The sequence below is a fragment of the Isoptericola sp. NPDC019571 genome (genome assembly GCF_044389385.1).
GTDB lineage: Bacteria > Actinomycetota > Actinomycetes > Actinomycetales > Cellulomonadaceae > Isoptericola > Isoptericola nanjingensis.
On record NZ_JBIRXZ010000007.1, the window covers coordinates 162,486 to 187,203 of the forward strand.

The 24,718-nt window shown below is 74.5% G+C and carries 19 protein-coding genes; all 19 read left to right on the forward strand.

Features of this window, described 5'->3' with window-relative positions; all coding sequences use genetic code 11:
* The first annotated feature begins 56 nt into the window (after window positions 1–56).
* The 19 genes from dop (at window position 57) to ACH443_RS14145 (ending at window position 24,677) form a co-directional block, all read left to right on the forward strand.
* Complete coding sequence (gene dop, locus ACH443_RS14055) at window positions 57–1,823, forward strand: depupylase/deamidase Dop (RefSeq protein WP_430590693.1); 1,767 nt, start codon at window positions 57–59, stop codon at window positions 1,821–1,823.
* A 184-nt stretch (window positions 1,824–2,007) separates the two neighbouring features.
* Entirely contained in the window at window positions 2,008–2,205 is a 198-nt protein-coding gene (locus ACH443_RS14060; protein WP_079575068.1) for a ubiquitin-like protein Pup, read from the forward strand.
* Window positions 2,206–2,211: 6 nt separating this feature from the next.
* Entirely contained in the window at window positions 2,212–3,111 is a 900-nt protein-coding gene (prcB, locus tag ACH443_RS14065) for a proteasome subunit beta (RefSeq protein WP_430590664.1), read from the forward strand.
* The gene (gene prcA / locus ACH443_RS14070; protein WP_429763371.1) at window positions 3,108–3,830 is read left to right on the forward strand and encodes a proteasome subunit alpha; all 723 of its coding nucleotides are present in this window, start codon (window positions 3,108–3,110) and stop codon (window positions 3,828–3,830) included. Before prcB ends, prcA begins: the two co-directional genes overlap by 4 nt.
* A gap of 94 nt (window positions 3,831–3,924) precedes the next feature.
* Complete coding sequence (pafA, locus tag ACH443_RS14075; protein WP_429763372.1) at window positions 3,925–5,286, forward strand: Pup--protein ligase; 1,362 nt, start codon at window positions 3,925–3,927, stop codon at window positions 5,284–5,286.
* A 118-nt stretch (window positions 5,287–5,404) separates the two neighbouring features.
* A complete protein-coding gene (locus ACH443_RS14080) occupies window positions 5,405–6,418 on the forward strand; it encodes an FKBP-type peptidyl-prolyl cis-trans isomerase (RefSeq protein WP_430590665.1) in 1,014 nt (337 codons plus the stop codon).
* A gap of 7 nt (window positions 6,419–6,425) precedes the next feature.
* Window positions 6,426–7,199: an imidazole glycerol phosphate synthase subunit HisF gene (gene hisF / locus ACH443_RS14085; RefSeq protein WP_429763374.1), complete on the forward strand. Its 774-nt coding sequence runs from the start codon at window positions 6,426–6,428 to the stop codon at window positions 7,197–7,199.
* A 106-nt stretch (window positions 7,200–7,305) separates the two neighbouring features.
* Window positions 7,306–9,135 carry an ABC transporter ATP-binding protein gene (locus ACH443_RS14090; RefSeq protein ID WP_430590694.1) on the forward strand — a complete coding sequence of 610 codons (1,830 nt, stop codon included), beginning with the start codon at window positions 7,306–7,308 and terminating at the stop codon, window positions 9,133–9,135.
* The gene (locus ACH443_RS14095) at window positions 9,132–10,931 is read left to right on the forward strand and encodes an ABC transporter ATP-binding protein (protein WP_430590666.1); all 1,800 of its coding nucleotides are present in this window, start codon (window positions 9,132–9,134) and stop codon (window positions 10,929–10,931) included. Before ACH443_RS14090 ends, ACH443_RS14095 begins: the two co-directional genes overlap by 4 nt.
* A 69-nt stretch (window positions 10,932–11,000) precedes the next feature.
* Window positions 11,001–11,396 (forward strand): phosphoribosyl-AMP cyclohydrolase, encoded by a 396-nt coding sequence (hisI, locus tag ACH443_RS14100; RefSeq protein WP_429763376.1) that lies wholly within the window; start codon window positions 11,001–11,003, stop codon window positions 11,394–11,396.
* Window positions 11,397–11,545: 149 nt separating this feature from the next.
* Window positions 11,546–13,099, forward strand: a complete 1,554-nt coding sequence (locus tag ACH443_RS14105) for an anthranilate synthase component I (RefSeq protein ID WP_430590695.1) — start codon at window positions 11,546–11,548, stop codon at window positions 13,097–13,099.
* Window positions 13,100–13,137: 38 nt separating this feature from the next.
* Entirely contained in the window at window positions 13,138–13,824 is a 687-nt protein-coding gene (locus tag ACH443_RS14110; RefSeq protein WP_429763377.1) for a Trp biosynthesis-associated membrane protein, read from the forward strand.
* Between the two features lie 41 nt (window positions 13,825–13,865).
* The gene (locus ACH443_RS14115) at window positions 13,866–14,144 is read left to right on the forward strand and encodes an HGxxPAAW family protein (protein ID WP_429763378.1); all 279 of its coding nucleotides are present in this window, start codon (window positions 13,866–13,868) and stop codon (window positions 14,142–14,144) included.
* A gap of 170 nt (window positions 14,145–14,314) precedes the next feature.
* On the forward strand, window positions 14,315–15,139 hold the full coding sequence (gene trpC, locus ACH443_RS14120) for an indole-3-glycerol phosphate synthase TrpC (protein WP_429763379.1): 825 nt from the start codon (window positions 14,315–14,317) through the stop codon (window positions 15,137–15,139).
* A 155-nt stretch (window positions 15,140–15,294) separates the two neighbouring features.
* Window positions 15,295–16,605 (forward strand): tryptophan synthase subunit beta, encoded by a 1,311-nt coding sequence (trpB, locus tag ACH443_RS14125; RefSeq protein WP_429763380.1) that lies wholly within the window; start codon window positions 15,295–15,297, stop codon window positions 16,603–16,605.
* Window positions 16,606–16,634: 29 nt separating this feature from the next.
* Complete coding sequence (gene trpA, locus ACH443_RS14130) at window positions 16,635–17,465, forward strand: tryptophan synthase subunit alpha (protein WP_430590696.1); 831 nt, start codon at window positions 16,635–16,637, stop codon at window positions 17,463–17,465.
* A 2-nt stretch (window positions 17,466–17,467) separates the two neighbouring features.
* On the forward strand, window positions 17,468–18,529 hold the full coding sequence (gene lgt / locus ACH443_RS14135) for a prolipoprotein diacylglyceryl transferase (protein WP_430590697.1): 1,062 nt from the start codon (window positions 17,468–17,470) through the stop codon (window positions 18,527–18,529).
* A gap of 120 nt (window positions 18,530–18,649) precedes the next feature.
* Window positions 18,650–23,218 (forward strand): glutamate synthase large subunit, encoded by a 4,569-nt coding sequence (gene gltB, locus ACH443_RS14140; protein ID WP_429763381.1) that lies wholly within the window; start codon window positions 18,650–18,652, stop codon window positions 23,216–23,218.
* The gene (locus tag ACH443_RS14145; RefSeq protein ID WP_430590667.1) at window positions 23,211–24,677 is read left to right on the forward strand and encodes a glutamate synthase subunit beta; all 1,467 of its coding nucleotides are present in this window, start codon (window positions 23,211–23,213) and stop codon (window positions 24,675–24,677) included. Before gltB ends, ACH443_RS14145 begins: the two co-directional genes overlap by 8 nt.
* The last annotated feature ends 41 nt before the right edge of the window (window positions 24,678–24,718 follow it).

Consider the following 24,718-nt stretch of genomic DNA (forward strand, 5'->3'; position numbering starts at 1 on the left):
GTACCTCGATCTCGTTCCCGGCCACCTAGGGTGGTGGCGTGAGCGTTCGTCGCGTGATGGGGATCGAGACCGAGTACGGCGTGCTGGCACCGGGGCGGCCGATGGCCAACCCGATGCTCATGAGCTCGCAGGTGGTCATGACGTACCGCGCCCTGGTGGCGCGGGCGGGCGGGCGCCCGCCGGCCCGCTGGGACTACGACGACGAGGACCCGCTGCAGGACGCGCGCGGGTTCCACCTCCAGCGCGCCTCGGCGCACCCCTCGCTCCTCACCGACGACCCGTCGCGCCCCGCGCCGTCCGGACCCTCGTCGTCCGGCCCGACGTCCGGCAGCACCCCCGCGTCGGCCCAGGTGGCCTCCGCGGCGGGCACGCCCGGGTCCTCCCGCGGTCGGGCGCGCCCCGTCCGGCAGGAGCCGGAGGAGGTGGAGCGGCCGTCGGTCGAGGACTACGACGACCCGAGCGCCGCGAACTGCATCCTCACCAACGGCGCGCGCCTCTACGTGGACCACGCGCACCCGGAGTACTCGTCGCCCGAGGTCACCGGGCCGCGCGACGGTGTCCTGTGGGACGTCGCGGGGGAGCGGGTCATGCTCGCGGCCGTGCGGTCGCTCGCGGAGGTGCCCGGCGGCGAGGTGGTCCTCTACAAGAACAACGTGGACGGCAAGGGCGCCAGCTACGGCACGCACGAGAACTTCCTGGTGGACCGGGCGCTGCCGTTCGGCACGCTCGTCGAGCTGCTGACGCCGTTCCTCGTCACGCGGCAGGTGTTCGCCGGGTCGGGGCGGGTCGGTCTCGGCCCGACGGGCTCGGACGCCGGCTTCCAGCTCTCCCAGCGCGCCGACTACATCGAGGCGGAGGTGGGGCTCGAGACGACGCTGCGCCGCCCCATCGTCAACACCCGCGACGAGCCGCACGCGGACCGCACGCGGTGGCGCCGCCTGCACCTCATCATCGGCGACGCCAACCTCTTCGAGGTCGCGACCTTTCTCAAGCTCGGCACCACCTCGCTCGTGCTGTGGGTGCTCGAGCACCTCGACGAGCTGGCCGAGGCGGGCGTCCCCGCCCGGGAGGAGCTCGCCGCCCTGCGGCTCGCCGACCCGGTCGCCGACGTCCAGCGGGTGTCGCGCGACCTCACCCTCGCCGTCCCCCTCGAGCTCGCCGACGGCCGCCGGCTCACGGCGCTGGAGGTCCAGGAGGCGTACGCCGACGTCGTGGCCCGGTCGGTCGCGGCGCTCGCGGCAGCGGGTACGGCAGCGGGTACGGCAGCGGGTTCGGCAGGGGGCACGGCGGCCTCCGGTGCGCCGGGCGACGACGAGACCGCCGCGGTGCTGGACCGCTGGCGCTCGGTGCTCCACCGGCTGGGCACCGACCCGTCGACGTGCGCGCGCGAGGTGGAGTGGGTGGCGAAGCACCGGCTCCTGGAGCGGATGCGGTCGCGGGACGGGCTCGGCTGGGACCACCCCCGGCTGCACGCGCTGGACCTGCAGTGGACGGACGTGCGCCCCGAGCGCGGCGTCTACCACCGGCTCGTCGCGTCGGGCGCCGTCGAGCGCCTCGTGGACGACGAGCGGGTCGCGGACGCGGTGCACCACGCGCCGGCGGACACGCGGGCGTGGTTCCGCGGCGAGGTGATGGCCCGGTACGCCGACCAGGTGTCGGCGGCGAGCTGGGACTCGGTGATCTTCGACGTCCCGGGGGCCGCCGCCCTGCAGCGGGTGCCGATGCTCGATCCCTCCCGCGGCACCCGCGCGCACATCGGCGCGCTCCTGGACGCCAGCCCGGACGCGGCGGCGCTGCTCAAGGGGCTGCGGGGTGACGGGTGACCGCCTGACCGGCGACGACGTCGTCCACCCCGTGCCCGGGGCGGGCACGGGTGGAGTCGTTCAGCCCTGGGCGCAACCGGCGTGGACGTCGCCGCGCGGTGTCGGCCGCAGCGCATAGGCTGGCGTCGCGAGACTCTCCCGGAGCTCCTTGTCGGGGGCTCCGCAGCAGCGAAGGAGGCGGACCATGGCCGGTCAGGAACGGATCAACCCGCAGCACGAGGACCGCACGCCCGACGACGACGCGGACACCCCCGCCCCGGTCGCCCCGGCGGCGACCGAGCGCGACGCCGAGGTGGACGCCCTGCTGGAGGAGATCGACGAGGTCCTCGAGACGAACGCCGAGTCGTTCGTTCGGGGCTTCGTGCAGAAGGGCGGTCAGTGAGCGCCCATGACTCACGCTGACACCTCGGGACGGCTGCCGGACGCGTTCCTGCGCCCCGGCTCGTCCTCGTTCGTGGACTTCCTCGCGGGCCACGCGCCCGACCTGCTGCCCGGGCGTCGCGACGTCGGCGGGGCGAGCACCGACGGCCTCGCTCCGCACGCCACCACCATCGTCGCGCTGACCTTCGGCACCGACGACGGCGGCCGCGGCGTGATCATGGCCGGCGACCGCCGGGCCACGGCGGGCAACCTCATCGCGAGCCGCGAGATGGAGAAGGTCTTCGCCGCCGACGCCTACTCGGTGGTCGGCATCGCGGGGTCCGCGGGCGTGGCGATCGAGCTCGTGCGGCTCTTCCAGCTCGAGCTGGAGCACTACGAGAAGATCGAGGGCTCCCTGCTCTCCCTCGACGGCAAGGCCAACCGCCTGTCCACGATGATCCGCGGCAACCTGCCCCTCGCCCTGCAAGGTCTGGCCGTCGTGCCGCTGTTCGCGGGCTACGACCTCGACCGCGGGTACGGACGGCTGTTCAGCTACGACGTCACCGGTGGCCGGTACGAGGAGCACGACCACCACACGGTCGGCTCCGGCTCGGTGTTCGCGCGCGGTGCGCTGAAGAAGCTGTGGCGGCCCGGGCTCGACGCCGACGCGGCGGTCGGCGTCGCGGTCGAGGCGCTCTACGACGCGGCCGACGACGACAGTGCGACCGGTGGCCCCGACCCCGTGCGCCAGATCTGGCCCGTGGTGAACGTCGTGACCGCCGACGGCGTGCGCCGGGTGGCGGACGAGGAGCTCGCCGCGTCGGTCGAGAGGATCGTCGACGAGCGCGGGGCCGCCCACCGGGCCGCCCACGGCGACCGCCCCGCCGGCGGTCCCCGGACCGGCCACCAGGGGGGTGCGCGCGCATGACGATGCCGTTCTACGTCTCGCCCGAGCAGCTGATGAAGGACCGGGCGGACTTCGCCCGCAAGGGCATCGCCCGCGGCCGGTCCGTCGTCGTGCTCGCGTACGAGGGCGGGATCGCGTTCGCCACGGAGAACCCGTCGCGAGCGCTGCACAAGATCTCGGAGATCTACGACCGCATCGCGTTCGCCGCGGTGGGCAAGTACAACGAGTTCGAGAACCTGCGGGTCGCCGGAGTCCGCTACGCCGACCTGCGCGGGTACTCCTACGACCGCACCGACGTCACCGCGCGCGGGCTGGCCAACGCGTACGCGCAGACGCTGGGCACGGTGTTCACCACCGAGTCCAAGCCGCTGGAGGTCGAGCTGGTCGTGGCGGAGGTGGGGGACACCCCGGCCGCCGACCAGATCTACCGGCTGTCCTATGACGGCTCCGTCGCGGACGAGCACGGGCACGTCGTGATGGGCGGCCAGGCGGAGCAGCTGGGCGCGCGCGTCGGCGAGGCCTGGCACGAGGGGATGACGCTGCCGCAGGTGCTCGCGCTCGCGGTGCGCACCCTCGGCGCCGTCGGGTCGGACGGTTCCGTCGCTGCCGAGGGGGAGGAGCGCGAGATCGCGCCCGCCGGCCTCGAGGTGGCGGTGCTGGAGCGCGCGGGCCGGCGGAGGGCGTTCCGGCGGCTGCAGGGCGCGACGCTGGCCGGGCTGCTCGAGCAGCCCGGTGAGTGAGACTGGCGACTGAGACGGGCGAGCAGGTCGCACCGCAGTCGGGCGCCAGGTGGGGCAGCAGGTCGGGCAGCAGGGCCGAGCGAGGGGAGACGTCGTGGACCGCAGGATCTTCGGTCTGGAGACCGAGTACGGGGTGACGTGCGCGGCGGACGACGGGCGCGGCCTGTCCGCGGACGAGGTGGCCCGCTACCTGTTCCGCAAGGTCGTGGCGTGGGGGCGGAGCTCGAACGTCTTCCTGCGCAACGGCTCGCGCCTCTACCTCGACGTGGGGTCGCACCCCGAGTACGCGACGGCGGAGTGCGACGACGTGCACCAGCTCGTGGCGTACGACCGGGGCGGCGAGCGCATCCTCGAGGGCCTGGTGGCCGACGCGCAGCAGCGGCTGGAGCACGAGGGCCTGTCCGGCAAGGTGCACCTGTTCAAGAACAACACCGACTCCGCGGGCAACTCCTACGGCTGCCACGAGAACTACCTCGTGCGCCGGCAGGGCGACTTCTCGCGCCTCTCCGAGGTGCTCGTGCCGTTCCTCATCACCCGCCAGGTGCTCACGGGTGCAGGGAAGGTGCTCGCCACCCCGCGCGGCGCCGTCTACTGCCTGTCCCAGCGTGCGGACCACATCTGGGAGGCCGTCTCCAGCGCCACCACCCGCTCCCGGCCGATCATCAACACGCGCGACGAGCCGCACGCCGACGCGGAGAGCTACCGCCGCCTGCACGTCATCGTCGGCGACTCGTCGATGGCCGAGCCGACCACGATGCTCAAGGTCGGCGCCACGGACCTCGTGCTGCGCCTCGTCGAGGCGGGCGTGCCGATGCGCGACCTCACCCTCGAGAACCCCATCCGCGCGATCCGCGAGATCAGCCACGACCGCACCGGCCTGCACCCCGTCCAGCTCGCCAACGGGCGCACCGCCACCGCCGTCGACATCCAGTGGGAGTACTACCACCGCGTGCGCGAGCACGTGGACGCGCACGCCGGTGCCACTCCCGTCGTCAAGCAGGTCCTGGACCTGTGGGAGCGCGGGCTGCGGGCGCTGGAGTCCGGCAACCTGTCCCTCGTGGACCGCGAGCTCGACTGGGTCATCAAGCTCAAGCTCATCGAGCGGTACCAGGCCAAGCACGACCTGCCGCTCGACGACCCCCGCATCGCGCGCCTCGACCTCGCCTACCACGACATCTCCCGCACCGAGGGGCTGTACAACCTGCTCGCCGCGCGCGGCATGGTGGAGCGCGTCGTCACCGACCTCGAGGTGTTCGAGTCGACGGCCGTGCCGCCGCCCACGACGCGCGCCAAGCTGCGGGGCGACTTCGTGCGTGCCGCGCAGGAGGCGCGTCGGGACTACACCGTGGACTGGGTGCACCTGAAGCTCAACGACCAGGCGCAGCGCACCGTGCTGTGCAAGGACCCGTTCAAGAGCGTGGACGAGCGTGTGGATCGGCTGATCGAGTCCATGTGAAGCGTCGCGCGTCGGCAGGTGCCGCCGTGCTCTCGGCTCACGGCTGGGCGTGGTCCGGTCGCGCGCGGGCGGTGGACGGGGGCCCCCGGTCGCCGGGTGGGCATGGCAGGATGACCCGGTGCTCCGCCGTCTCACCCTCCTGATCTCGCTGCTGCTCGGTGGCGCGCTCGTGCTCGGCGGGTGCGGCTCGTCGCTGCTGGACGACCTGGGCAAGCGGCCGTCGTCCGCGCCGTCGGCGGCGCCCGTGCAGGTGTCGGGGGCTGTGGGGGAGCCGCCCGCCCTCGACTACCAGCAGCCGTACGACGTCGTGCAGGCGGGCGCGCGGACGGTGTGGCCCGGGTCGGGCGAGCCCGTGGTGGACGGTGAGCCCGTGCTGCTGAACATGTACGCCGAGGACGGGCGCGACGGCACCGTCATCTCGAGCACGTACATCGACGCGCCGGGGTGGTACTCGATGTCGCCGGAGTCGCTCGGCTCGAACCTCTACGACACGCTGCGCGGCCAGAAGGTGGGGGCGCGCATGCTCCTGCTCGAGCAGGACGGCGACGTGCCCGTGATCCTCGTCGTCGACGTGCTGCCGACGCACGCCTCCGGTGCCGAGGTGAGCGCGGCGAAGGGGCTCCCGACCGTCGAGCGTGGCGACGGCGGAGCGCCGAGCGTGACCGTGCCGCGGAAGGCCGACGCGCCCGCCGACCTGCAGGTGCAGCCGCTGGTGCGGGGCACCGGGCCGCAGGTGCAGGTGGGGCAGGTCGTCACGATGCGGTTCACCGCGGTGCGGTGGAGCGACGGGCGGCAGTTCGACACCACGTGGACCGCCGGGACGCGGCCGCAGTCCGCCACGATCGGCATCGGCCAGCTGGTCGACGGCCTCGACCAGGGGCTGGTCGAGCAGACCGTGGGCTCGCAGGTGCTGCTCGTGGTCCCCCCGAGCCTCGGCTACGGTGGCACCAGCAGCGACCTCGCCGACGAGACCCTGGTCTACGTCGTGGACATCCTGGACGCCCACTTCCAGGTCACCGAGGACGAGTCGACCGGCAAGGCCAAGGGCGACGACGGCGGTGACCCGGAGCAGAAGTCCGGCAAGGGCTCGGACGAGCCCGCCGGGAGCGACGACAGCAGCAAGGAAGGGTGAGTCCCGCATGTCCGTGGCCGTCCGCGTGATCCCGTGCCTCGACGTCGACGACGGTCGGGTCGTCAAGGGCGTCAACTTCACGAACCTGCGCGACGCGGGCGACCCCGTGGAGCTCGCCTCCCGGTACGACGGCGAGGGCGCCGACGAGGTGACCTTCCTGGACGTGTCCGCGTCCTCGGGCGGCCGCGACACGATGATCGACGTCGTGAGGCGGACCGCCGACCAGGTCTTCGTGCCCCTCACCGTGGGCGGCGGCGTCCGCTCGACGGAGGACGTCGACCGCCTGCTGCGCGCCGGCGCGGACAAGGTCGGCGTCAACACCGCCGCGATCGCGCGGCCCGAGCTGGTCGCGGAGATCGCGGCCCGCTTCGGCCGGCAGGTGCTGACGCTGTCGGTGGACGCCCGCCGCGTCACCGGTGAGACGGTGACCGCCTCGGGCTTCGAGGTCACGACCCACGGCGGCCGCCGGGGCACGGGCATCGACGCCGTCGAGTGGGCGGCGCGCGTCGCCCACCTGGGCGCGGGCGAGATCCTGCTGAACTCGATGGACGCCGACGGCACCACCGCGGGCTTCGACCTCGAGATGCTCGGCGCCGTGCGGGAGAAGGTCGACGTGCCGCTCGTGGCGTCGGGCGGCGCGGGGACCCCGGAGCACTTCGTCGCCGCGGCCCGCGCGGGCGCCGACGCGGTGCTCGCCGCGAGCGTCTTCCACTTCGGCACGCTGACGGTCGGCCAGGTCAAGACGGCCCTGGCCGAGGCGGGCGTCGAGGTGCGGAGGTGAGCGCGGGGGCGGTCGGGCGACGCTCCCGCCGACGGTGAGCGGAGCCGTCACGACCGCGCTCACGGGGTCGAGGCTGCGACGCTCGGCGACGCTCGTGTGGCGCGGCATGCGCTCCGAGCCGCGCCTGTACGTGCTCGCCGTGGGCGCGTCCGCGCTGTTCGGCGCCGCCACCGTCGCGGTGAGCCGCGCCGTGGGCTGGGCCACCGACGCGGTCGTCGTCCCCGCGATCGCGGGCGACCCCGACGCGCGCTCGCGCATCTGGGTCGCCGGGCTCGTGCTCGCCGCGGTGGCGCTCACCCTCGCCCTCGGCGTCGCCGGGCGGCGCATCTGGGCCGGCTACGGGTTCGCGGCGATCCAGGCGCACCACCGGAGGGGGCTGTCCCGGCGGTACCTGCGCCTGCCCGTGTCGTGGCACCGCGCGCACCCCGCGGGCCGGCTGCTGTCCGCGGCGAGCGCCGACGTCGAGGCCGCCACCGGAGTCTTCAACCCCCTGCCCTTCGCGCTCGGCGTCGTGGTGATGATCGGGGTCGCCGCGGCGATGCTCCTCGCGGTCGACGTGTGGCTGGCCGTCGCCGCCCTGCTCGTCGTGCCCGCCGCGGTCGCCGCGAACGTCGTCTTCCAACGGCACATGACGCCCGCCGTGACGCGGGCGCAGCAGCTTCGGGCCGAGGTGGCCGACGTCGCGCACGAGTCCTTCGAGGGCGCGCTGCTCGTCACGTCGCTCGGCACCGCGGACCGCGAGGAGCGTCGGTTCGCCGAGCGCACGGACGCGCTGCGCGCCGCGAACGTGCGCGTCGGCACCGTCCGGGCCGTCTTCGACCCGGTCATCGAGCTGCTGCCCTCCCTCGGCACCCTGGCCGTGCTCGGCGTGGGCACCTGGCGCGCTTCCACCGGGGCCGTCGACGCGGGCGACGTCGTGACGGCGGCCTACCTGCTGACCGTCATGGCGGTGCCGGTGCGCGCGTTCGGCTGGGTGCTCGGCGAGCTGCCGCGCGCCCTCGTCGGCTACGACCGGATCGCGGGCATCCTCGATGCCCCGTCGACGCTGGTCCCGGGCACGCAGGCGCTCCCGCACGCGGCGGGGGGCCTGGCGGTCCGCCTCGTGGGCGTCGGGGTCGACGTCCCGGCTTCGGGCACGACGGCCACCCTGCTCGACGGCGTCGACCTCGACGTCGCGCCCGGGACCACCGTCGCGGTCGTGGGCAGCACGGGCGCGGGCAAGACGACCCTGGTGTCGCTGCTCGCGCGCCTGAGCGACCCGACGCGAGGCCGGGTGCTGCTCGACGGCGCGGACGTGCGCGGCCTCGCCGCGGGCGAGGTCCCCGCGCAGGTGGCGCTCGTGACGCAGCAGACGTTCGTCTTCGAGGACACGGTCCGCGCCAACGTGACCCTCGCGGACCCGGGCGACGACGGCGCCCCCGAGGACCCCGCGGTCTGGGAGGCGCTGCGCGTCGCCCGCGTCGACGACGTCGTGCGCGCGCTGCCCGGCGGGCTCGACGCGCCCCTCGGCGAGCGCGGGGCCAACCTGTCCGGCGGGCAGCGCCAGCGGCTCGCCGTCGCGCGGGCGCTGGTCCGCAGGCCACGGCTGCTCGTGCTCGACGACGCCACGTCCGCGGTCGACCCGCGCGTCGAGGCCGAGATCCTCGGCTCCCTCGCGTCGGCGCGCGGCGGCGGGGGCGACGCACCGGGCACGACCGTCGTCATGGTCGCCTACCGCATGTCGTCGGTGGCGCTCGCGGACGTCGTCGTGCACCTCGAGGGGGGCCGCGTCGTCGACGTCGGGCCGCACGCCGACCTGCTGGCCCGGGACCCCGGGTACCGCGCGCTCGCGACCGCGTACGAGCAGGAGACGGAGCGCCGGGCGCGCGAGCTCGCGGACGAGGCGGCCGCCGGGGAGCTCCTGCCGGGGGACGCGCAGCGGGAGGGGACACCGTGAGCACGACGCGCATCGCCGCCGCCAGCGAGCTGGGCGTCCTCGCCACGCTCCGCCGGGGCGTGCAGATCTCGCCCCAGATCGTCGACGGCCTGTGGCTCACCCTCGCGCTCGCCGTGCTGGCGGCCGCGGGGCGCGTCGTCGTGCCGGTCGCGGTGCAGCGCACGATCGACGACGGCATCCTCGCCGGCGGCGGGCCAGACGCCGGGCGGGTGGCGCTCCTGACCGGTCTCGCCGCGGGCGCGGTCGTCGTCGCGGGGCTGTGCACCGCGGTGGTCAACGTCCGTCTGTTCCGCCGGACGGAGGCCGGGCTCGCCGCGCTGCGGGTGCAGGCGTTCCGGCACGTGCACGACCTGTCCACCCTCGCGCAGGGCACCGAGCGTCGCGGCGCGCTCGTGTCCCGCGTCACCTCCGACGTCGACACGATCTCGCTGTTCGTCCAGTGGGGCGGGATCCAGCTCCTCGTGTCGACGCTGCAGGTGCTCGTGGCCACCGCCCTCATGGCCGTGTACTCGTGGCAGCTCACCCTGGTGGTCTGGGCGTGCTTCCTGCCGCTGTTCCTGGTGCTGCGCCGCGCGCAGGGCACGGTGAACCGCGCGTACGCGGCGGTGCGGCAGGCCGTCGGCGCGATGCTCGGCGCGATCTCGGAGGCGGTCGTGGGCGCGGAGACGGTGCGCGCGTACGGCGTGGCGGCGCGGACCGGACGCCGCGTCGACGCGGCCGTCGAGCACACCCGCGCCACGCAGGCCCGCGCCCAGCTCCTCGTCTCGTCGGTGTTCTCGAGCGGGGTGCTGGTCGCCAACCTGGTGCTCGCCGTCGTCGTGGTGGTGGGCACGCTGCTCGGCGTCGGCGGCGGACTGACGGCGGGCCAGGTGGTCGCGTTCCTGTTCCTGGTGCAGCTCTTCACCGGCCCCGTGCAGCAGGCCACGGAGATCCTCAACGAGCTGCAGAACGCCGTCGCGGGCTGGCGGCGCGTGCTCGCGGTGCTCGAGACGCCCCTCGACGTCGCGGACGCCGACCACGCCACGGCGAGCCCTCGCGGCCCGGCGGCGGTGACGCTGCGCGGGGTGCGGTACGCCTACCCCGACGGGCCCGAGGTGCTGCACGGGGTGGACCTGGAGCTGCCCGCCCGCCGCAAGGTCGCCGTGGTCGGGCGGACGGGCTCGGGCAAGACCACCGTCGCCAAGCTGGTCGCCCGCCTCATGGACCCCACGGCCGGGGAGGTGCTGCTCGACGGCGTCGACCTGCGCCGGCTGACGCTCGCCTCGTTGCGCGAGCGCGTGGTGCTCGTGCCGCAGGAGGGCTTCCTCTTCGACGGGACGGTGGAGCAGAACGTCGCCTACGGGCTGCGCCCGGACCCGCCGTCCGACCCCGCCGAGACCAGGGCGCGCGTCACCGGGGCCATGGACGCGCTCGGCCTCACCGACTGGGTGGCCGGGCTGCCGCAGGGCCTCGGCACGCCCGTCGGCCAGCGCGGCGAGGCGCTGAGCGCGGGGGAGCGGCAGCTCGTCGCCATCGCTCGCGCCTACCTCGCGGCGCCCGACCTGCTGGTGCTGGACGAGGCCACGTCGGCCGTCGACCCCGCCGCCGAGGTGCGGATCGCCCGGGCGCTGGACTCGCTCACCTCCGGCCGGTCCACGATCACGATCGCCCACCGGCTCTCGACGGCGGAGGCCAGCGACCTCGTGGTCGTCGTCGACGACGGGCGCGTGGTCGAGGTCGGCGGGCATGCCGAGCTGGCCGCCGCGGGCGGCGTCTACGCGCGGATGCACGCGAGCTGGGTGGCGCAGACCCGCTGAGCGTCCGGGCCGGTGCGGGGTTGCCGGACGGGAGCCCCGCGGCCCCGCCGGGCGTGGGAAGATGCACGGGTGCCCGACCTGACCGATGCCCCCGTGCCCGCGCTCGACCCGGCGGTCGCCGACCGGCTCAAGCGCGACGAGCACGGCCTCGTCGCCGCGATCGTCCAGCAGCACGACACGGGCGAGGTCCTCATGCTCGGCTGGATGGACGACGAGGCGCTGCGCCGCACGCTCACCGAGGGCCGCGTGACGTTCTGGAGCCGGTCGCGCGAGGAGTACTGGCGCAAGGGCGACACGTCCGGGCACGTGCAGCTCGTCCGCTCCGTCGCGCTGGACTGCGACGGCGACGCCCTGCTCGTGCGCGTCCACCAGGTCGGCGCCGCGTGCCACACCGGCACCCGCACCTGCTTCGAGGCGGGCGGCGACCTGGGCGCCGTCGTCGGCCCCGACGCGCCGGCCGCCTGATCCCGCCCCTCGTCCCTGCCGCCGGCACCGACGACGCACCCAGCCCAGCAGTACACCCCGACCAGCCCCGACCAGCCCGACGATCCTCAGGAGGACCGGTGACCACGCCCACCGTCGCGCAGCCCCACCCCGCCCCGCGCCCCGCCCCCGTGGCGGGCCCGTCGGAGCAGGACCTGGCGTGGGGCGCGACGTGGCCGGGTCTCGGCACGTTCCGCGCACTGGCCGCCGACCGCCGCGTGATCCCCGTGGTGCGGCGCGTGCTGGCGGACGACGTCACCCCCGTCGGCCTGTACCGGACGCTCGCCCAGGACCGCCCGGGCACCTTCGTGCTCGAGTCGGCGGAGTCGTCCGGCGGCTGGTCGCGCTGGTCGTTCGTGGGCGTCGACTCGCGCGCCACGCTCACCGCGCGGGACGGCCGCGCCGTCTGGCACGGCGACGTCCCGGCGGGCATCCCGCGCGAGGGCGACGTCGTCGACGTGCTCGGCGCGGCGCTCGAGGGGCTGCGCACGCCGCCGATCGAGGGGCTGCCCCCGCTGACCGGCGGGCTCACGGGCGCGCTCGGCTGGGACGTCGTGCGGCACTGGGAGCCGACGCTCCCCGCGAACGCCCCCGACGAGCTCGGCGTGCCGGAGGTGGCCCTGAGCCTCGCGACCGACCTCGTGGCGGTCGACCACCACACGGGCTGCGCGTGGCTCATCGCCAACGCCATCAACGGCGACGGCACGGACGAGCGGGTCGACGAGGCCCACGCCGACGCCGTCGCCCGGCTCGACGCGATGCAGGCGCGGCTCGCGACGCCCGCGCCGCCGCAGCCCACCGTGCTGCGCAGCGCGGACGAGGTGGCCGAGCCCGCCCTGGAGTTCCGCTCCACGCGCGAGGAGTTCGAGTCCGCCGTCCGCACCGGGCAGGAGGCGATCCGCGACGGCGAGGTGTTCCAGGTCGTGCTGTCCCAGCGCCTCGGCCTGGACTGCCCGGCCGCGCCGCTGGACGTGTACCGCGCGCTGCGCACCATCAACCCGAGCCCGTACATGTACTACTTCCGGCTCACCGGCCCCGACGGGCGCGAGTTCTCGGTCGTCGGCTCCAGCCCCGAGACGCTGGTGAAGGTGACCGACGGGCACGTGACCACGTACCCGATCGCCGGGTCGCGCCCGCGCGGGGCGACCGTCGAGGAGGACGTGGCGCTCGGCGAGGAGCTGCTCGCCGACCCCAAGGAGCGCGCCGAGCACCTCATGCTCGTCGACCTGTCGCGCAACGACCTCGTCAAGGTCTGCGAGCCGACGTCGGTCGAGGTGGTCGAGTTCATGGCCACCCGACGGTTCAGCCACATCATGCACCTGTGCTCCACCGTCGTCGGACGGCTGCGGGCGGGCGCGACGGCGCTCGACACCCTGCGCGCGACGTTCCCCGCAGGCACCCTCTCGGGGGCGCCCAAGCCGCGGGCCATCGCGCTGATCGACGAGCTGGAGCCCGCCTCCCGCGGGATCTACGGCGGCACCGTGGGCTACTTCGACTTCGGCGGCAACATGGACATGGCCATCGCGATCCGCACCGCGTGCATCCGCGACGGCCGGGCGTGGGTGCAGGCCGGCGGCGGCATCGTCGCCGACTCGGTGCCCGCGCTCGAGTACGAGGAGTCGCGCAACAAGGCCGCCGCGGCGGTACGCGCGGTGCAGCTGGCCGCACGGTTCCGGGCGCTCTGAGCGCGGCACGGACCAGCACGACGGACGGACAGGCAGACATGGACGACGCAGCACGCACCACGCACGAGAGCCGCGGCGCTCGCCCGCCGGGTCGCGGGCCGCTGCGCGCACGGTCGCGGGCGGTGTGGTCGGTGGTGGCGGTCGGCGGGCTCACGCTCGCGACGGCCTCGCCGACCTGGGTGAGCACGACGGTGTCGACGGCCCTCGAGCCCACGGTCGACGTCGCGGTCACCGGCACGACGGCGGCGCCGGCGGTCGGCGCGGCCGCGCTCGTCGTGGTGGCGGGCGGCGTCGCCCTCGCCATCGCGGGCCGCGTGGCGCGCTGGGTCGCGCTGGTCGTGGTCGCGCTCGCGGGCGCCCTGGCCACCGCCTCGGCCGCGGCCGTGCTGCTCGACCCGCTCCCCGCCGCGACGTCGGGCGCGTCGGCGACCGCCGGCGTGACGGACCTCACGTCGCCCGTCGCCGTCGCCGTGTGGCCCTGGCTGACCGCGGTGCTCGGCGTCGCGGCCGTGCTCGTCGCGGCGCTGGCGGCGGCCGGCGCCCCCGCGTGGGGAGCCGCCTCCGGGCGTCACGAGCGCGCCGACGCCGAACCAGGCGCGGACGGCACGGACCCCCGCACCGGGCCGGCGCCGTCGGGGGACGACCCCGACGGGCCTGGTCAGCACGACCCCCACGACGCGTGGGACGCGCTCTCCCGGGGAACGGACCCGTCCGCGGACCGCTAGGCTGGACCGCGCACCACGTCACGAAAGGGCATCACATTCCAATGACCGACAACCGCAACGCCGAGGTCGCCTATCTGCCCCCGGCCGTCCCGCCCACGAACCACGGCCACACGACCGCCGCGTGGACGGCGATGATCGGCATCATGCTGGGCGTGGCCGTCGGCGCCGTCGGGATGCTGCCCCCGGTCCCGGACGCGGTGGTCTGGGTCGGCGCCGTGATCGTGGCCGCATCGCTCGTGCTCGGCCTCGTGCTGCGCAACATGGGCCTCGGCCAGCCCAAGGACGGCGTGACGCAGCGCCGGGCCTCCTCCGGCCACTGAGCCCTCCCGGCGACGGCTGCGACCGCCGGCCGGCGCGACGACGGCGCGCTCCCGACGAGGGGGCGCGCCGTCGTCGTCTCACGCTCGGAGACGTGTCCGGGCCGGTCCGCGGACGGGCCTACGATGGCAGGCAGACGTCGGTGCGGCGTCAGGGGACGGGGAGGCAGACCATGACGGTCCTGGAGGACATCGTCGCGGGGGTCCGTGAGGACCTCGCGGTACGCCAGGCGCGGACGTCGCTCGACGAGCTCAAGGAGCGCGCGGCCCGCGTGCCGGGCGCGCTCGAGTGCTGCGGCCGGCTGCTCTCGGAGGATCGCGTCGCCGTGATCGCCGAGGTGAAGCGATCGAGCCCCAGCAAGGGTGACCTCGCACCGATCTCCGACCCGGCCGCCCTGGCCGAGGAGTACGCCAGCGGCGGGGCCAGCGCGATCTCGGTGCTCACGGAGCAGCGGCGGTTCGGCGGCTCGCTCGCCGACCTGGACGCCGTCCGCGCACGGGTGGACGTGCCGGTGCTGCGCAAGGACTTCGTCGTCACGCCGTACCAGGTGTGGGAGGCGCGGGCCCACGGGGCCGACCTCGTGCTGCTCATCGTCGCGGCCCTGGAGCAGACAGTGCTGACGTCCCTGATCGAGCGGGTGCACTCGCTCGGCATGACGGCGCTGGTCGAGGCCCACACCGACGACGAGGTGCGTCGCGCCCTCGACGCGGGCGCGCGCGTGGTGGGCGTGAACGCCCGCGACCTCAAGACGCTCGAGGTGGACCGCACGACCTTCGCGCGCCTCGCCCCGCTCATCCCCGACGACGTCGTCCGCGTCGCCGAGTCCGGCGTCCGCGGCCCGCACGACGTCCTCGACTACGCCCGGTCCGGCGCGCACGCCGTGCTGGTCGGCGAGGCGCTCGTGACCGACGGGGCCCCGCGCCGGTCGGTGGCCGACCTGGTCGCGGCCGGGCAGCACCCCGCGCTGTGGTCGGTCCGGCCGGCGGCCCAGCCGTAACCACCGCAGCACGTCACACGACCACGGCACAACACCACACGGCACACCATCCCGACGCGTCCTGGACGGCGGGCGGCGGAGGCCCGGGCGACCGGTACCCTCTGACGACCCCTCGTGCAGTCCGCCGAGCGGTGCCGACGAGAGACGGAGGACCCGTGCCCGACCAGCCCGTACGGGAGGCCCTGACCGAGACCCTGGCGCACCAGGTGCTCGGGCGGCTCGCGGACGTCGAAGGCCCGTACTTCGGCGAGTTCGGCGGCCGCTTCGTGCCCGAGGCCCTCATCGCCGCGCTCGACGAGCTCGAGACCGAGTACCGCAAGGCCCTCGGCGACCCGGCGTTCACCGACGAGCTGGCGCGCCTGCACCGCGAGTACACGGGTCGCCCGTCGCCGCTCACCGAGGTGCCGCGGTTCGCGGAGCACTGCGGGGGCGCGGAGGCCGGCCACCGGGTGTTCCTCAAGCGCGAGGACCTCAACCACACCGGTTCGCACAAGATCAACAACGTCCTCGGCCAGGCGCTCCTGGTGAAGCGCATGGGCAAGACCCGCGTGATCGCCGAGACCGGCGCCGGTCAGCACGGCGTCGCCACGGCGACCGCGGCCGCCCTGCTCGACCTCGAGTGCGTCGTCTACATGGGCGAGGAGGACACGCAGCGCCAGGCCCTGAACGTCGCCCGGATGCGGCTGCTCGGTGCCGAGGTCGTGCCCGTGACCATCGGCTCGCGCACCCTCAAGGACGCCATCAACGAGGCGCTGCGCGACTGGGTCGCGAACGTCGAGAGCACGCACTACCTGCTCGGCACCGTCACGGGCCCGCACCCGTTCCCCGAGATGGTGCGCGAGTTCCACCGCATCATCGGCGAGGAGGCGCGCGAGCAGATCCTCGAGCGCACCGGCCGGCTGCCGGACGCCGTCGCGGCGTGCGTGGGCGGCGGGTCCAACGCGCTCGGCATCTTCAACGCCTTCCTCGACGACGAGGGCGTCTCCCTGCACGGCTTCGAGGCCGGGGGAGAGGGCATCGAGTCGGGCCGCCACGCGGCCCGCTTCTCCGGCGGGGCCCCGGGCGTGCTGCACGGCGCCCGGTCCTACCTGCTGCAGGACGACGACGGCCAGACGCTGCCGAGCCACTCCGTCTCGGCGGGGCTGGACTACCCGAGCGTCGGGCCCGCGCACTCCTGGCTGCACGACCTCGGGCGGGCCACCTACGAGCCCGTGACGGACGACGAGGCCATGGAGGCGTTCCGCCTCCTGTGCCGCACCGAGGGGATCATCCCCGCGATCGAGTCCGCGCACGCGCTCGCCGGCGCCCTGCGCCTCGGCCGCGAGGCCGCGGAGGCCGGGCGGACCGGCCAGGTGATCCTGGTGAACCTGTCGGGTCGCGGCGACAAGGACGTGGCCACCGCGGCGCGGTGGTTCGGGCTCCTCGACGAGGACCAGACGGACGCCACGCCGGAGGGGGACCAGTGAGCACCACGACCGACACCTCGCCCGCGGCGATGTCCACCACCGGCGCACGCCTCGACGCCCTCCGGGCCGAGGGCCGACCAGCCCTGGTCGGCTACCTGCCCGCCGGGTTCCCCGACGTCGATCGCTCGATCGAGGCCGTCCTCGCGGCCGTGGACGCGGGCGCCGACGTCGTCGAGATCGGCGTGCCGTACACCGATCCGGTGATGGACGGCCCGGTGATCCAGCGCGCCGCGGAGGCTGCGCTCGCCGCCGGCACCCGGGTCCGCGACGTGCTGCGCGTCGTCGAGGCCGTCGCCGAGCACTCCGGCGGGCGCGTGCCCGCCCTCGTGATGACGTACTGGAACCCGGTGCTGCGGTACGGGGTGGACGCGTTCGCGCGCGACCTCGCCGCCGCCGGGGGAGCCGGCCTCATCACCCCCGACCTCATCCCCGACGAGGGGGGCGACTGGATCGCGGCGTCGCAGGAGCACGGCCTCGACCGCGTCTTCCTCGTCGCGCCGAGCACCACGCCCGAGCGGCTGGCGCTCACGGCCCGCGCGTCGCGCGGCTTCGTCTACGCGGCGTCCACCATGGGTGTGACCGGCACCCGCGACCAGGTCGGCGACCGGGCCGAGCAGCTCGTCGCCGACACCCGCGCGGCGGGCGCCGACCACGTGTGCGTCGGGCTCGGCGTCTCGTCGGGCGCCCAGGCCGCCGAGGTGGGCCGGTTCGCCGACGGTGTCATCGTCGGCTCCGCGCTCGTGCGCCCGCTGCTGGCCGACCGTCCCTGGGCCGACCGGCTCGACGCGCTGCGGGCGACCGTGGCGGACCTCGCCGACGGCGTGCGCCGTGCCCGCGGGGGGCCGGGGGCGGGCACGTGAGCGTGACCCTCCTGGCGTCTGCCGCGTCGGTGCAGGCGGCGATCCCGAGCCCGTCGCAGCACACGTGGTACCTCGGCCCCGTACCTGTCCGCGCCTACGCGCTGGCCATCCTGGCCGGCATCGCCGTCGCGATCTGGATCACCACCAAGCGCTGGGTCGCCCGGGGCGGGGACCCGGACGACGTCCTGGACATCGCCTTCTGGGCGGTGCCGTTCGGCATCGTCGGCGGCAGGCTGTACCACGTGATCAGCACGCCCGAGCCGTACTGGGGCGAGGGCGGCGACCCCGTGCGCGCCCTGTACGTCTGGGAGGGCGGTCTCGGGATCTGGGGTGCGGTGGCGCTCGGCGCCGTCGGCGCCTGGATCGGCTGCCGCCGCAAGGGGGTGCGCCTGAGCTCGTTCGCGGACGCGCTGGCCCCCGGCCTGCTCGTCGCGCAGGCGGTGGGGCGCCTGGGCAACTGGTTCAACCAGGAGCTGTTCGGGGCGCCCACGACGCTGCCCTGGGGGCTCGAGGTCTCCCCGGGGGTGATCGAGCGGCTCAACGCGGACACCGGCACGGCGTTCGCGGCGGGCACCCTGTTCCACCCCACGTTCCTGTACGAGCTGCTCTGGAACCTCGGGGCGGCCGCCCTTCTCGTCTGGCTCGACCGCCGGTACAGGCTCGGTCATGGGCGGGTATTCTGGGCCTACGTCGCGCTCTACACTCTGGGCAGGGTGTGGATCGAGATGCTCCGCATCGACACCGCCGAGCACGTGCTCGGGCTGCGTCTGAACGTGTGGACGTCGATCGTCGTGGGCCTGGGTGCCCTCGTCGCCTTCGTCGTCATCGGCAGGCGCCACCCGGAACGTGAGGACGGGGTGGAGCTGCCCGGCCGCAGCCGCGACCGGCAGGACACCGAGCCTGACACCGAGTCCGACACTGAGCTTGACACCATGAGCACCGCGCACGCCGGGGCCGCCGCAGGCGCCTCCGGCCGGGACGACGGCCGCGACAGCGGCGGCGGACCGCACCGTGCGGACGCGGGAGGTCCCGGTCCCGACCAGGGACCGGCCGACCGCGCCTGAGGCGACTCCCACCGGGACACCACCCGGGCGGGGCCGCCTATGTTTCCGACGGGCCGACGATGTCCCGACCACCTTTGAGCATGACGCGCCCGCGTGCGGGCGTGCAGGAGGACGGTGTTGATGACCACGCCGCAGCATCGGGTCGCGCGGCCCTCGGCCCAGGGCCTCTACGACCCCGCGTCCGAGCACGACGCGTGCGGTGTCGCGTTCGTCGCGACCCTGCGCGGGACGCCCGGCCGCGACATCGTGGACGCGGGCCTGACCGCCCTGTTGAACCTCGACCACCGCGGAGCGGTCGGCGCGGAGGAGAACAGCGGGGACGGGGCCGGGATCCTCACGCAGATCCCGGACGCCTTCGTCCGTGACGTCGTCGCCGCCGAGCTCCCGCCCGCCGGGCACTACGCGATCGGCATGGCGTTCCTGCCCCAGGCCGTCGCGGAGGCCGACGCGGCCGCGCGCCGGTTCGAGGCGATCGCCGCGGAGGAGAAGCTCGACGTCCTCGCCTGGCGCGACGTGCCGGTCACGGCCGACCTCGTCGGGCCGACGGCGCGCGCCTCGATGCCCCTGTTCCGGCAGGTCGTCGTGGCGGACCCGTCGCGCGAGCTGTCGGGGCTCGAGCTCGACCGTCGCACCTACCGCCTGCGCAAGCGCGCGCAGAACGAGCTCGACCTGTTCCTCGCCTCGCTGTCGAGCCGCACCCTGACGTACAAGGGCATGCTCACGACGGCGCAGCTCGAGCCGTTCTTCCCGGACCTGAGCGACCCGCGCTACGCGTCGGAGATCGCGCTGGTCCACTCGCGGTTCTCCACGAACACCTTCCCGTCGTGGCCGCTGGCGCAGCCGTTCCGGCTCGTGGCGCACAACGGCGAGATCAACACGGTGCGCGGCAACCGCAACTGGATGGCCGCCCGCGAGAGCACCATGGCCAGCGAGGTGCTCGGCGACCTGACCCCGCTGCTGCCCGTGTGCACGGAGGGGTCGAGCGACTCCGCCAGCTTCGACGAGGTGCTGGAGCTGCTGCACCTGTCCGGCCGCTCGCTGCCGCACGCCGTGCTGATGATGATCCCGGAGGCGTGGGAGAACCACGCCGAGATGGACCCGGCCCGGCGGGCGTTCTACCAGTACCACGCGAACCTCATGGAGCCGTGGGACGGGCCCGCCTGCCTCACGTTCACCGACGGCACCCTCATCGGCGCGGTCCTCGACCGCAACGGCCTGCGGCCGGGCCGCTACTGGGTCACGGAGGACGGCCTCGTCGTGCTCGCGTCGGAGGCCGGTGTCCTGGACCTCGACCCCGCGACGATCGTGCGCAAGGGGCGCCTCGAGCCGGGGCGCATGTTCCTCGTCGACACGGCGCAGGGACGGATCGTGGAGGACGACGAGCTCAAGTCGCAGCTCGCCGCCCAGCGGCCGTACGGCGAGTGGATCGCCGGCAACACGATCACCCTGGACTCGCTGCCGGAGCGCGAGCACGTCGCGCACTCGCCCGCGTCCGTCCAGCGGCGGCAGCGCGCCTTCGGGTACACCACCGAGGAGCTGAAGATCCTCCTCGCGCCGATGGCCGACACCGCCGCGGAGGCGCTCGGGGCCATGGGCTCGGACACGCCGATCGCCGTCCTGTCGAGCCGGCCGCGGCTGCTGTTCGACTACTTCACGCAGATGTTCGCCCAGGTGACGAACCCGCCGCTGGACTCGATCCGTGAGCAGCTCGTCACCGCGATCGACAGCACGATCGGCCCGGAGCCGAACCTCCTGGAGGAGGTCGCGAGCCACGCCCGCAAGCTCGACCTGCCGTTCCCGGTGCTCGACAACGACGAGCTCGCCAAGATCGTGCGCATCGACCGCGACCCGCGGCTGGAGGGCGAGTTCCGCGCCGGCATCGTGCGCGGCCTCTACGAGGTGTCCGGCGGCGGCAAGGCGCTGCAGGCCCGGCTCGAGGAGATCTTCGCCCAGGTCGACGCCGACATCGCGGCGGGCGTGACGCACGTCGTGCTGTCCGACCGCGACTCCGACTCGGAGCTCGCGCCGATCCCGTCGCTGCTGCTGACCAGCGCCGTGCACCACCACCTCCTGCGGCAGGGCACGCGCACCCGGATCTCGCTGGTCGTGGAGGCCGGCGACGTGCGCGAGGTGCACCACGTCGCGCTCCTCATCGGCTACGGCGCGGCCGCGGTGAACCCGTACCTCGCCATGGAGACGGTGGAGGACCTCGCGCTGCGCGGCTACCTCGCCGTCACGCCGGAGGCGGCCGTCGCCAACCTCATCACCGCGCTCGGCAAGGGCGTGCTCAAGGTGATGAGCAAGATGGGCATCTCCACGATCATGTCCTACCGCGGCGCGCAGATCTTCGAGGCCGTCGGGCTCTCGCACGAGCTGGTCGAGGACTACTTCACCGGCACGACGAGCCGCCTGGCCGGCATCGGCCTGGACGTCATCGCGGCCGAGGTCGCGGCGCGGCACGCGGAGGCGTACCCGGCGTCGGGCAACCACGCGGCCCACCAGCGGCTGACCAGTGGCGGCGAGTACCAGTGGCGCCGGGACGGGGAGGAGCACCTCTTCGACCCCGAGACCGTCTTCCGGCTGCAGCACGCCACCCGCACCGGGCGGATGGACATCTTCCGCCAGTACACGCGTCGCGTGGACGAGCAGTCCCGTCGGCTTATGACGCTCCGCGGCCTGCTGCGCTTCACCCCGGACCGCGAGCCGGTGCCGATCGACGAGGTCGAGCCGGTCGAGGAGATCGTCAAGCGGTTCAACACCGGCGCGATGTCGTACGGGTCGATCTCCGCGGAGGCGCACGAGACGCTCGCGATCGCGATGAACCGCCTCGGCGGCCGGTCCAACACCGGCGAGGGCGGCGAGGACCCGGAGCGCCTGTACGACCCGGAGCGCCGCTCGCGGGTCAAGCAGATCGCGTCCGGCCGGTTCGGCGTGACGAGCGAGTACCTCACGAACGCCGACGACATCCAGATCAAGCTCGCCCAGGGCGCCAAGCCGGGCGAGGGCGGCCAGCTGCCCGGGCCCAAGGTGTACCCGTGGGTCGCCAAGACCCGGCACTCGACGCCCGGCGTGGGCCTCATCTCGCCGCCGCCGCACCACGACATCTACTCGATCGAGGACCTCGCGCAGCTCATCCACGACGCCAAGAACGCCAACCCGGCGGCGCGCGTGCACGTCAAGCTCGTCTCCGAGTTCGGCGTCGGCACCGTGGCGACGGGCGTGTCCAAGGCGCACGCGGACGTGGTGCTCATCTCCGGGCACGACGGCGGCACGGGCGCGAGCCCGCTGACGTCGCTCAAGCACGCGGGCACGCCCTGGGAGATCGGTCTCGCCGAGACCCAGCAGACGCTCGTGCTCAACAACCTGCGCGACCGCATCGTCGTGCAGGTGGACGGGCAGATGAAGACCGGTCGCGACGTCGTCGTGGCGGCGCTGCTCGGGGCCGAGGAGTTCGGCTTCGCCACGGCGCCGATGGTCGTCTCGGGCTGCGTCATGATGCGGGTCTGCCACCTGGACACCTGCCCGGTGGGCGTGGCCACGCAGAATCCGGAGCTGCGCAAGCGGTTCACGGGCAAGCCGGAGTTCGTCGTGAACTTCTTCGAGTTCATCGCGCAGGAGGTGCGCGAGCACCTCGCCTCGCTCGGCTTCCGCTCGATCGAGGAGGCCGTCGGGCACGTCGAGGCCCTCGACACGCGCAAGGCCGTCGACCACTGGAAGGCGCAGGGCCTGGACCTCGCGCCGGTGCTCGCCGCGCCCGAGGCGGCGCCGGGCACCGCGCTGCACCAGGTGGCCACCCAGGACCACGGCCTGGCCAAGGCGCTGGACAACCAGCTGATCGAGAAGGCGCGCCCCGCCCTCGAGGACGCTCTCCCCGTACGGATCGAGGCGCCGGTCCGCAACGTCAACCGCACGGTCGGCACGATGCTCGGCCACGAGGTGACCAAGCGGTACCGCGGTGCCGGGCTGCCCGACGACACGATCGACGTGACCCTCACGGGCTCCGCCGGCCAGTCGCTCGGGGCGTTCCTGCCGCGCGGCGTCACGCTGCGCCTGTACGGCGACGCCAACGACTACGTCGGCAAGGGTCTGTCGGGCGGCCGGATCGTCGTGCGCCCCGACCGGTCGGCGGTGCTCGAGGGCGCCGCGAACGTCGTGGCGGGCAACGTCATCGGCTACGGCGCGACGTCGGGCGAGATCCTGCTCCGGGGCCGCGTGGGCGAGCGCTTCGCCGTGCGCAACTCCGGCGCGACGCTGGTGACCGAGGGCGTGGGCGACCACGGCTGCGAGTACATGACCGGCGGGACGGTGCTGGTGCTCGGCCCCACGGGCCGCAATTTCGGCGCCGGCATGTCGGGCGGCGTGGCGTACGTGCTCAACCTGCGCGACGTCGCGATGAACATCCAGGCGGTGAAGAGCGGCGAACTCGAGGTGGGTGCGCTGGACGACGCCGACTGGGACCGCGTGCGCGGTCTGCTGGAACGGCACCTGGCGGAGACCGGCTCGCCCGTGGCGGCCGAGCTCCTCGAGGACGACGGCGCCCGGGCCCGCTTCTCGCGGGTCCTGCCCGCGGGCTGGGCCCGCGTGCGCGCCGCGCTGGCCGACGCCGAGGCCGCCGGGAAGACGCTGGGCGAGGGCGACGACTTCGACCCGGCGATGTGGGAGCAGATCATGGAGGTGGCGCGTGGCTGACCCCCGCGGATTCCTGAAGGTGCGGGAGCGCGAGCTCCCGCCGAACCGCCCCGTCGAGGTGCGGCTGCGTGACTGGAAGGACACGCACGCCCACCGCGAGGAGGGCCAGCCGTTCCTCAAGGAGCAGGCGGGCCGCTGCATGGACTGCGGCATCCCGTTCTGCCACCAGGGCTGCCCGCTGGGGAACCTCATCCCCGAGTGGAACGACCTGGTGTGGCGCGACCAGTGGGCCGACGCGATCGAGCGCCTGCACGCGACCAACAACTTCCCGGAGTTCACCGGGCGCGTCTGCCCGGCACCGTGCGAGACGAGCTGCGTGCTGGGCATCAACCAGCCCGCCGTGACGATCAAGAACGTCGAGGTCTCGATCATCGACGAGGCGTTCGAGCGCGGCCTGGTGACGCCGCAGGTGCCCCAGCGGCTCACGGGCTCGACGGTGGCCGTCGTCGGGTCGGGCCCGGCGGGCCTGGCCGCCGCCCAGCAGCTCACGCGCGCCGGCCACACGGTCGTCGTGTACGAGCGCGACGACGCGATCGGCGGGCTGCTGCGCTACGGCATCCCCGACTTCAAGCTCGAGAAGCTGCACATCGACCGGCGGCTCGAGCAGATGGAGGCCGAGGGCACCCGCTTCCGCCCGGGCGTCGCCATCGGCCGCGACATCACCTGGGACGCGCTGCGCCGCCGGTTCGACGCCGTGGTCCTGGCTACCGGCGCCACCGTGCCGCGCGAGCTCGCGATGCCCGGCCGCGACCTCGGCGGCGTGCACTTCGCGATGGACTTCCTCACCCCGGCGAACAAGGCCGCGGCGGGGAACCCCGTCGACGGCGCGCCGTCGGCCGCGGGCAAGCACGTCGTGATCATCGGCGGCGGCGACACCGGCTCGGACTGCCTCGGCACGTCGCTGCGGCAGGGCGCGGCCAGCGTCACGACCCTGGCGATCGGCAAGAAGCCGCCGCTCGAGCGGTCGGCGAGCCAGCCGTGGCCGACCGACCCGATCGTCTTCGAGGTCTCGACGTCCCACGAGGAGGGCGGGGAGCGCAGCTACCTGGCCTCGACGGTAGAGTTCGTGGGAGGCGAGGACGGGAACGTCCGGGCCCTGAAGGTCGCCGAGACCGAGTACCTGCCGGACGGCCGGCGGGTGCCCAAGCAGGGCACCGAGCGGGAGATCCCGGCGGACCTGGTCCTGATCGCGATGGGGTTCACCGGCCCGGAGACCGACGAGCTGGTGGCCCAGACCGGCGCGGAGCTCACGACGCGCGGGCTGGTGCGGCGCGGCGACGACTACGCCACCAGCCTGCCCGGCGTGTACGCGACGGGTGACGCGGGCCGCGGGCAGTCGCTGATCGTCTGGGCGATCGCCGAGGGCCGCGCGACGGCGGCCGCCGTGGACGCCTACCTGCAGGGCAGCTCCGAGCTGCCCGCGCCGGTCGGCCCGCGGACGGTCGCGCTGCGAGGATAAGAAAAACAACGACGAAGCAGTACCGGGGTGCCGTTCGGGCA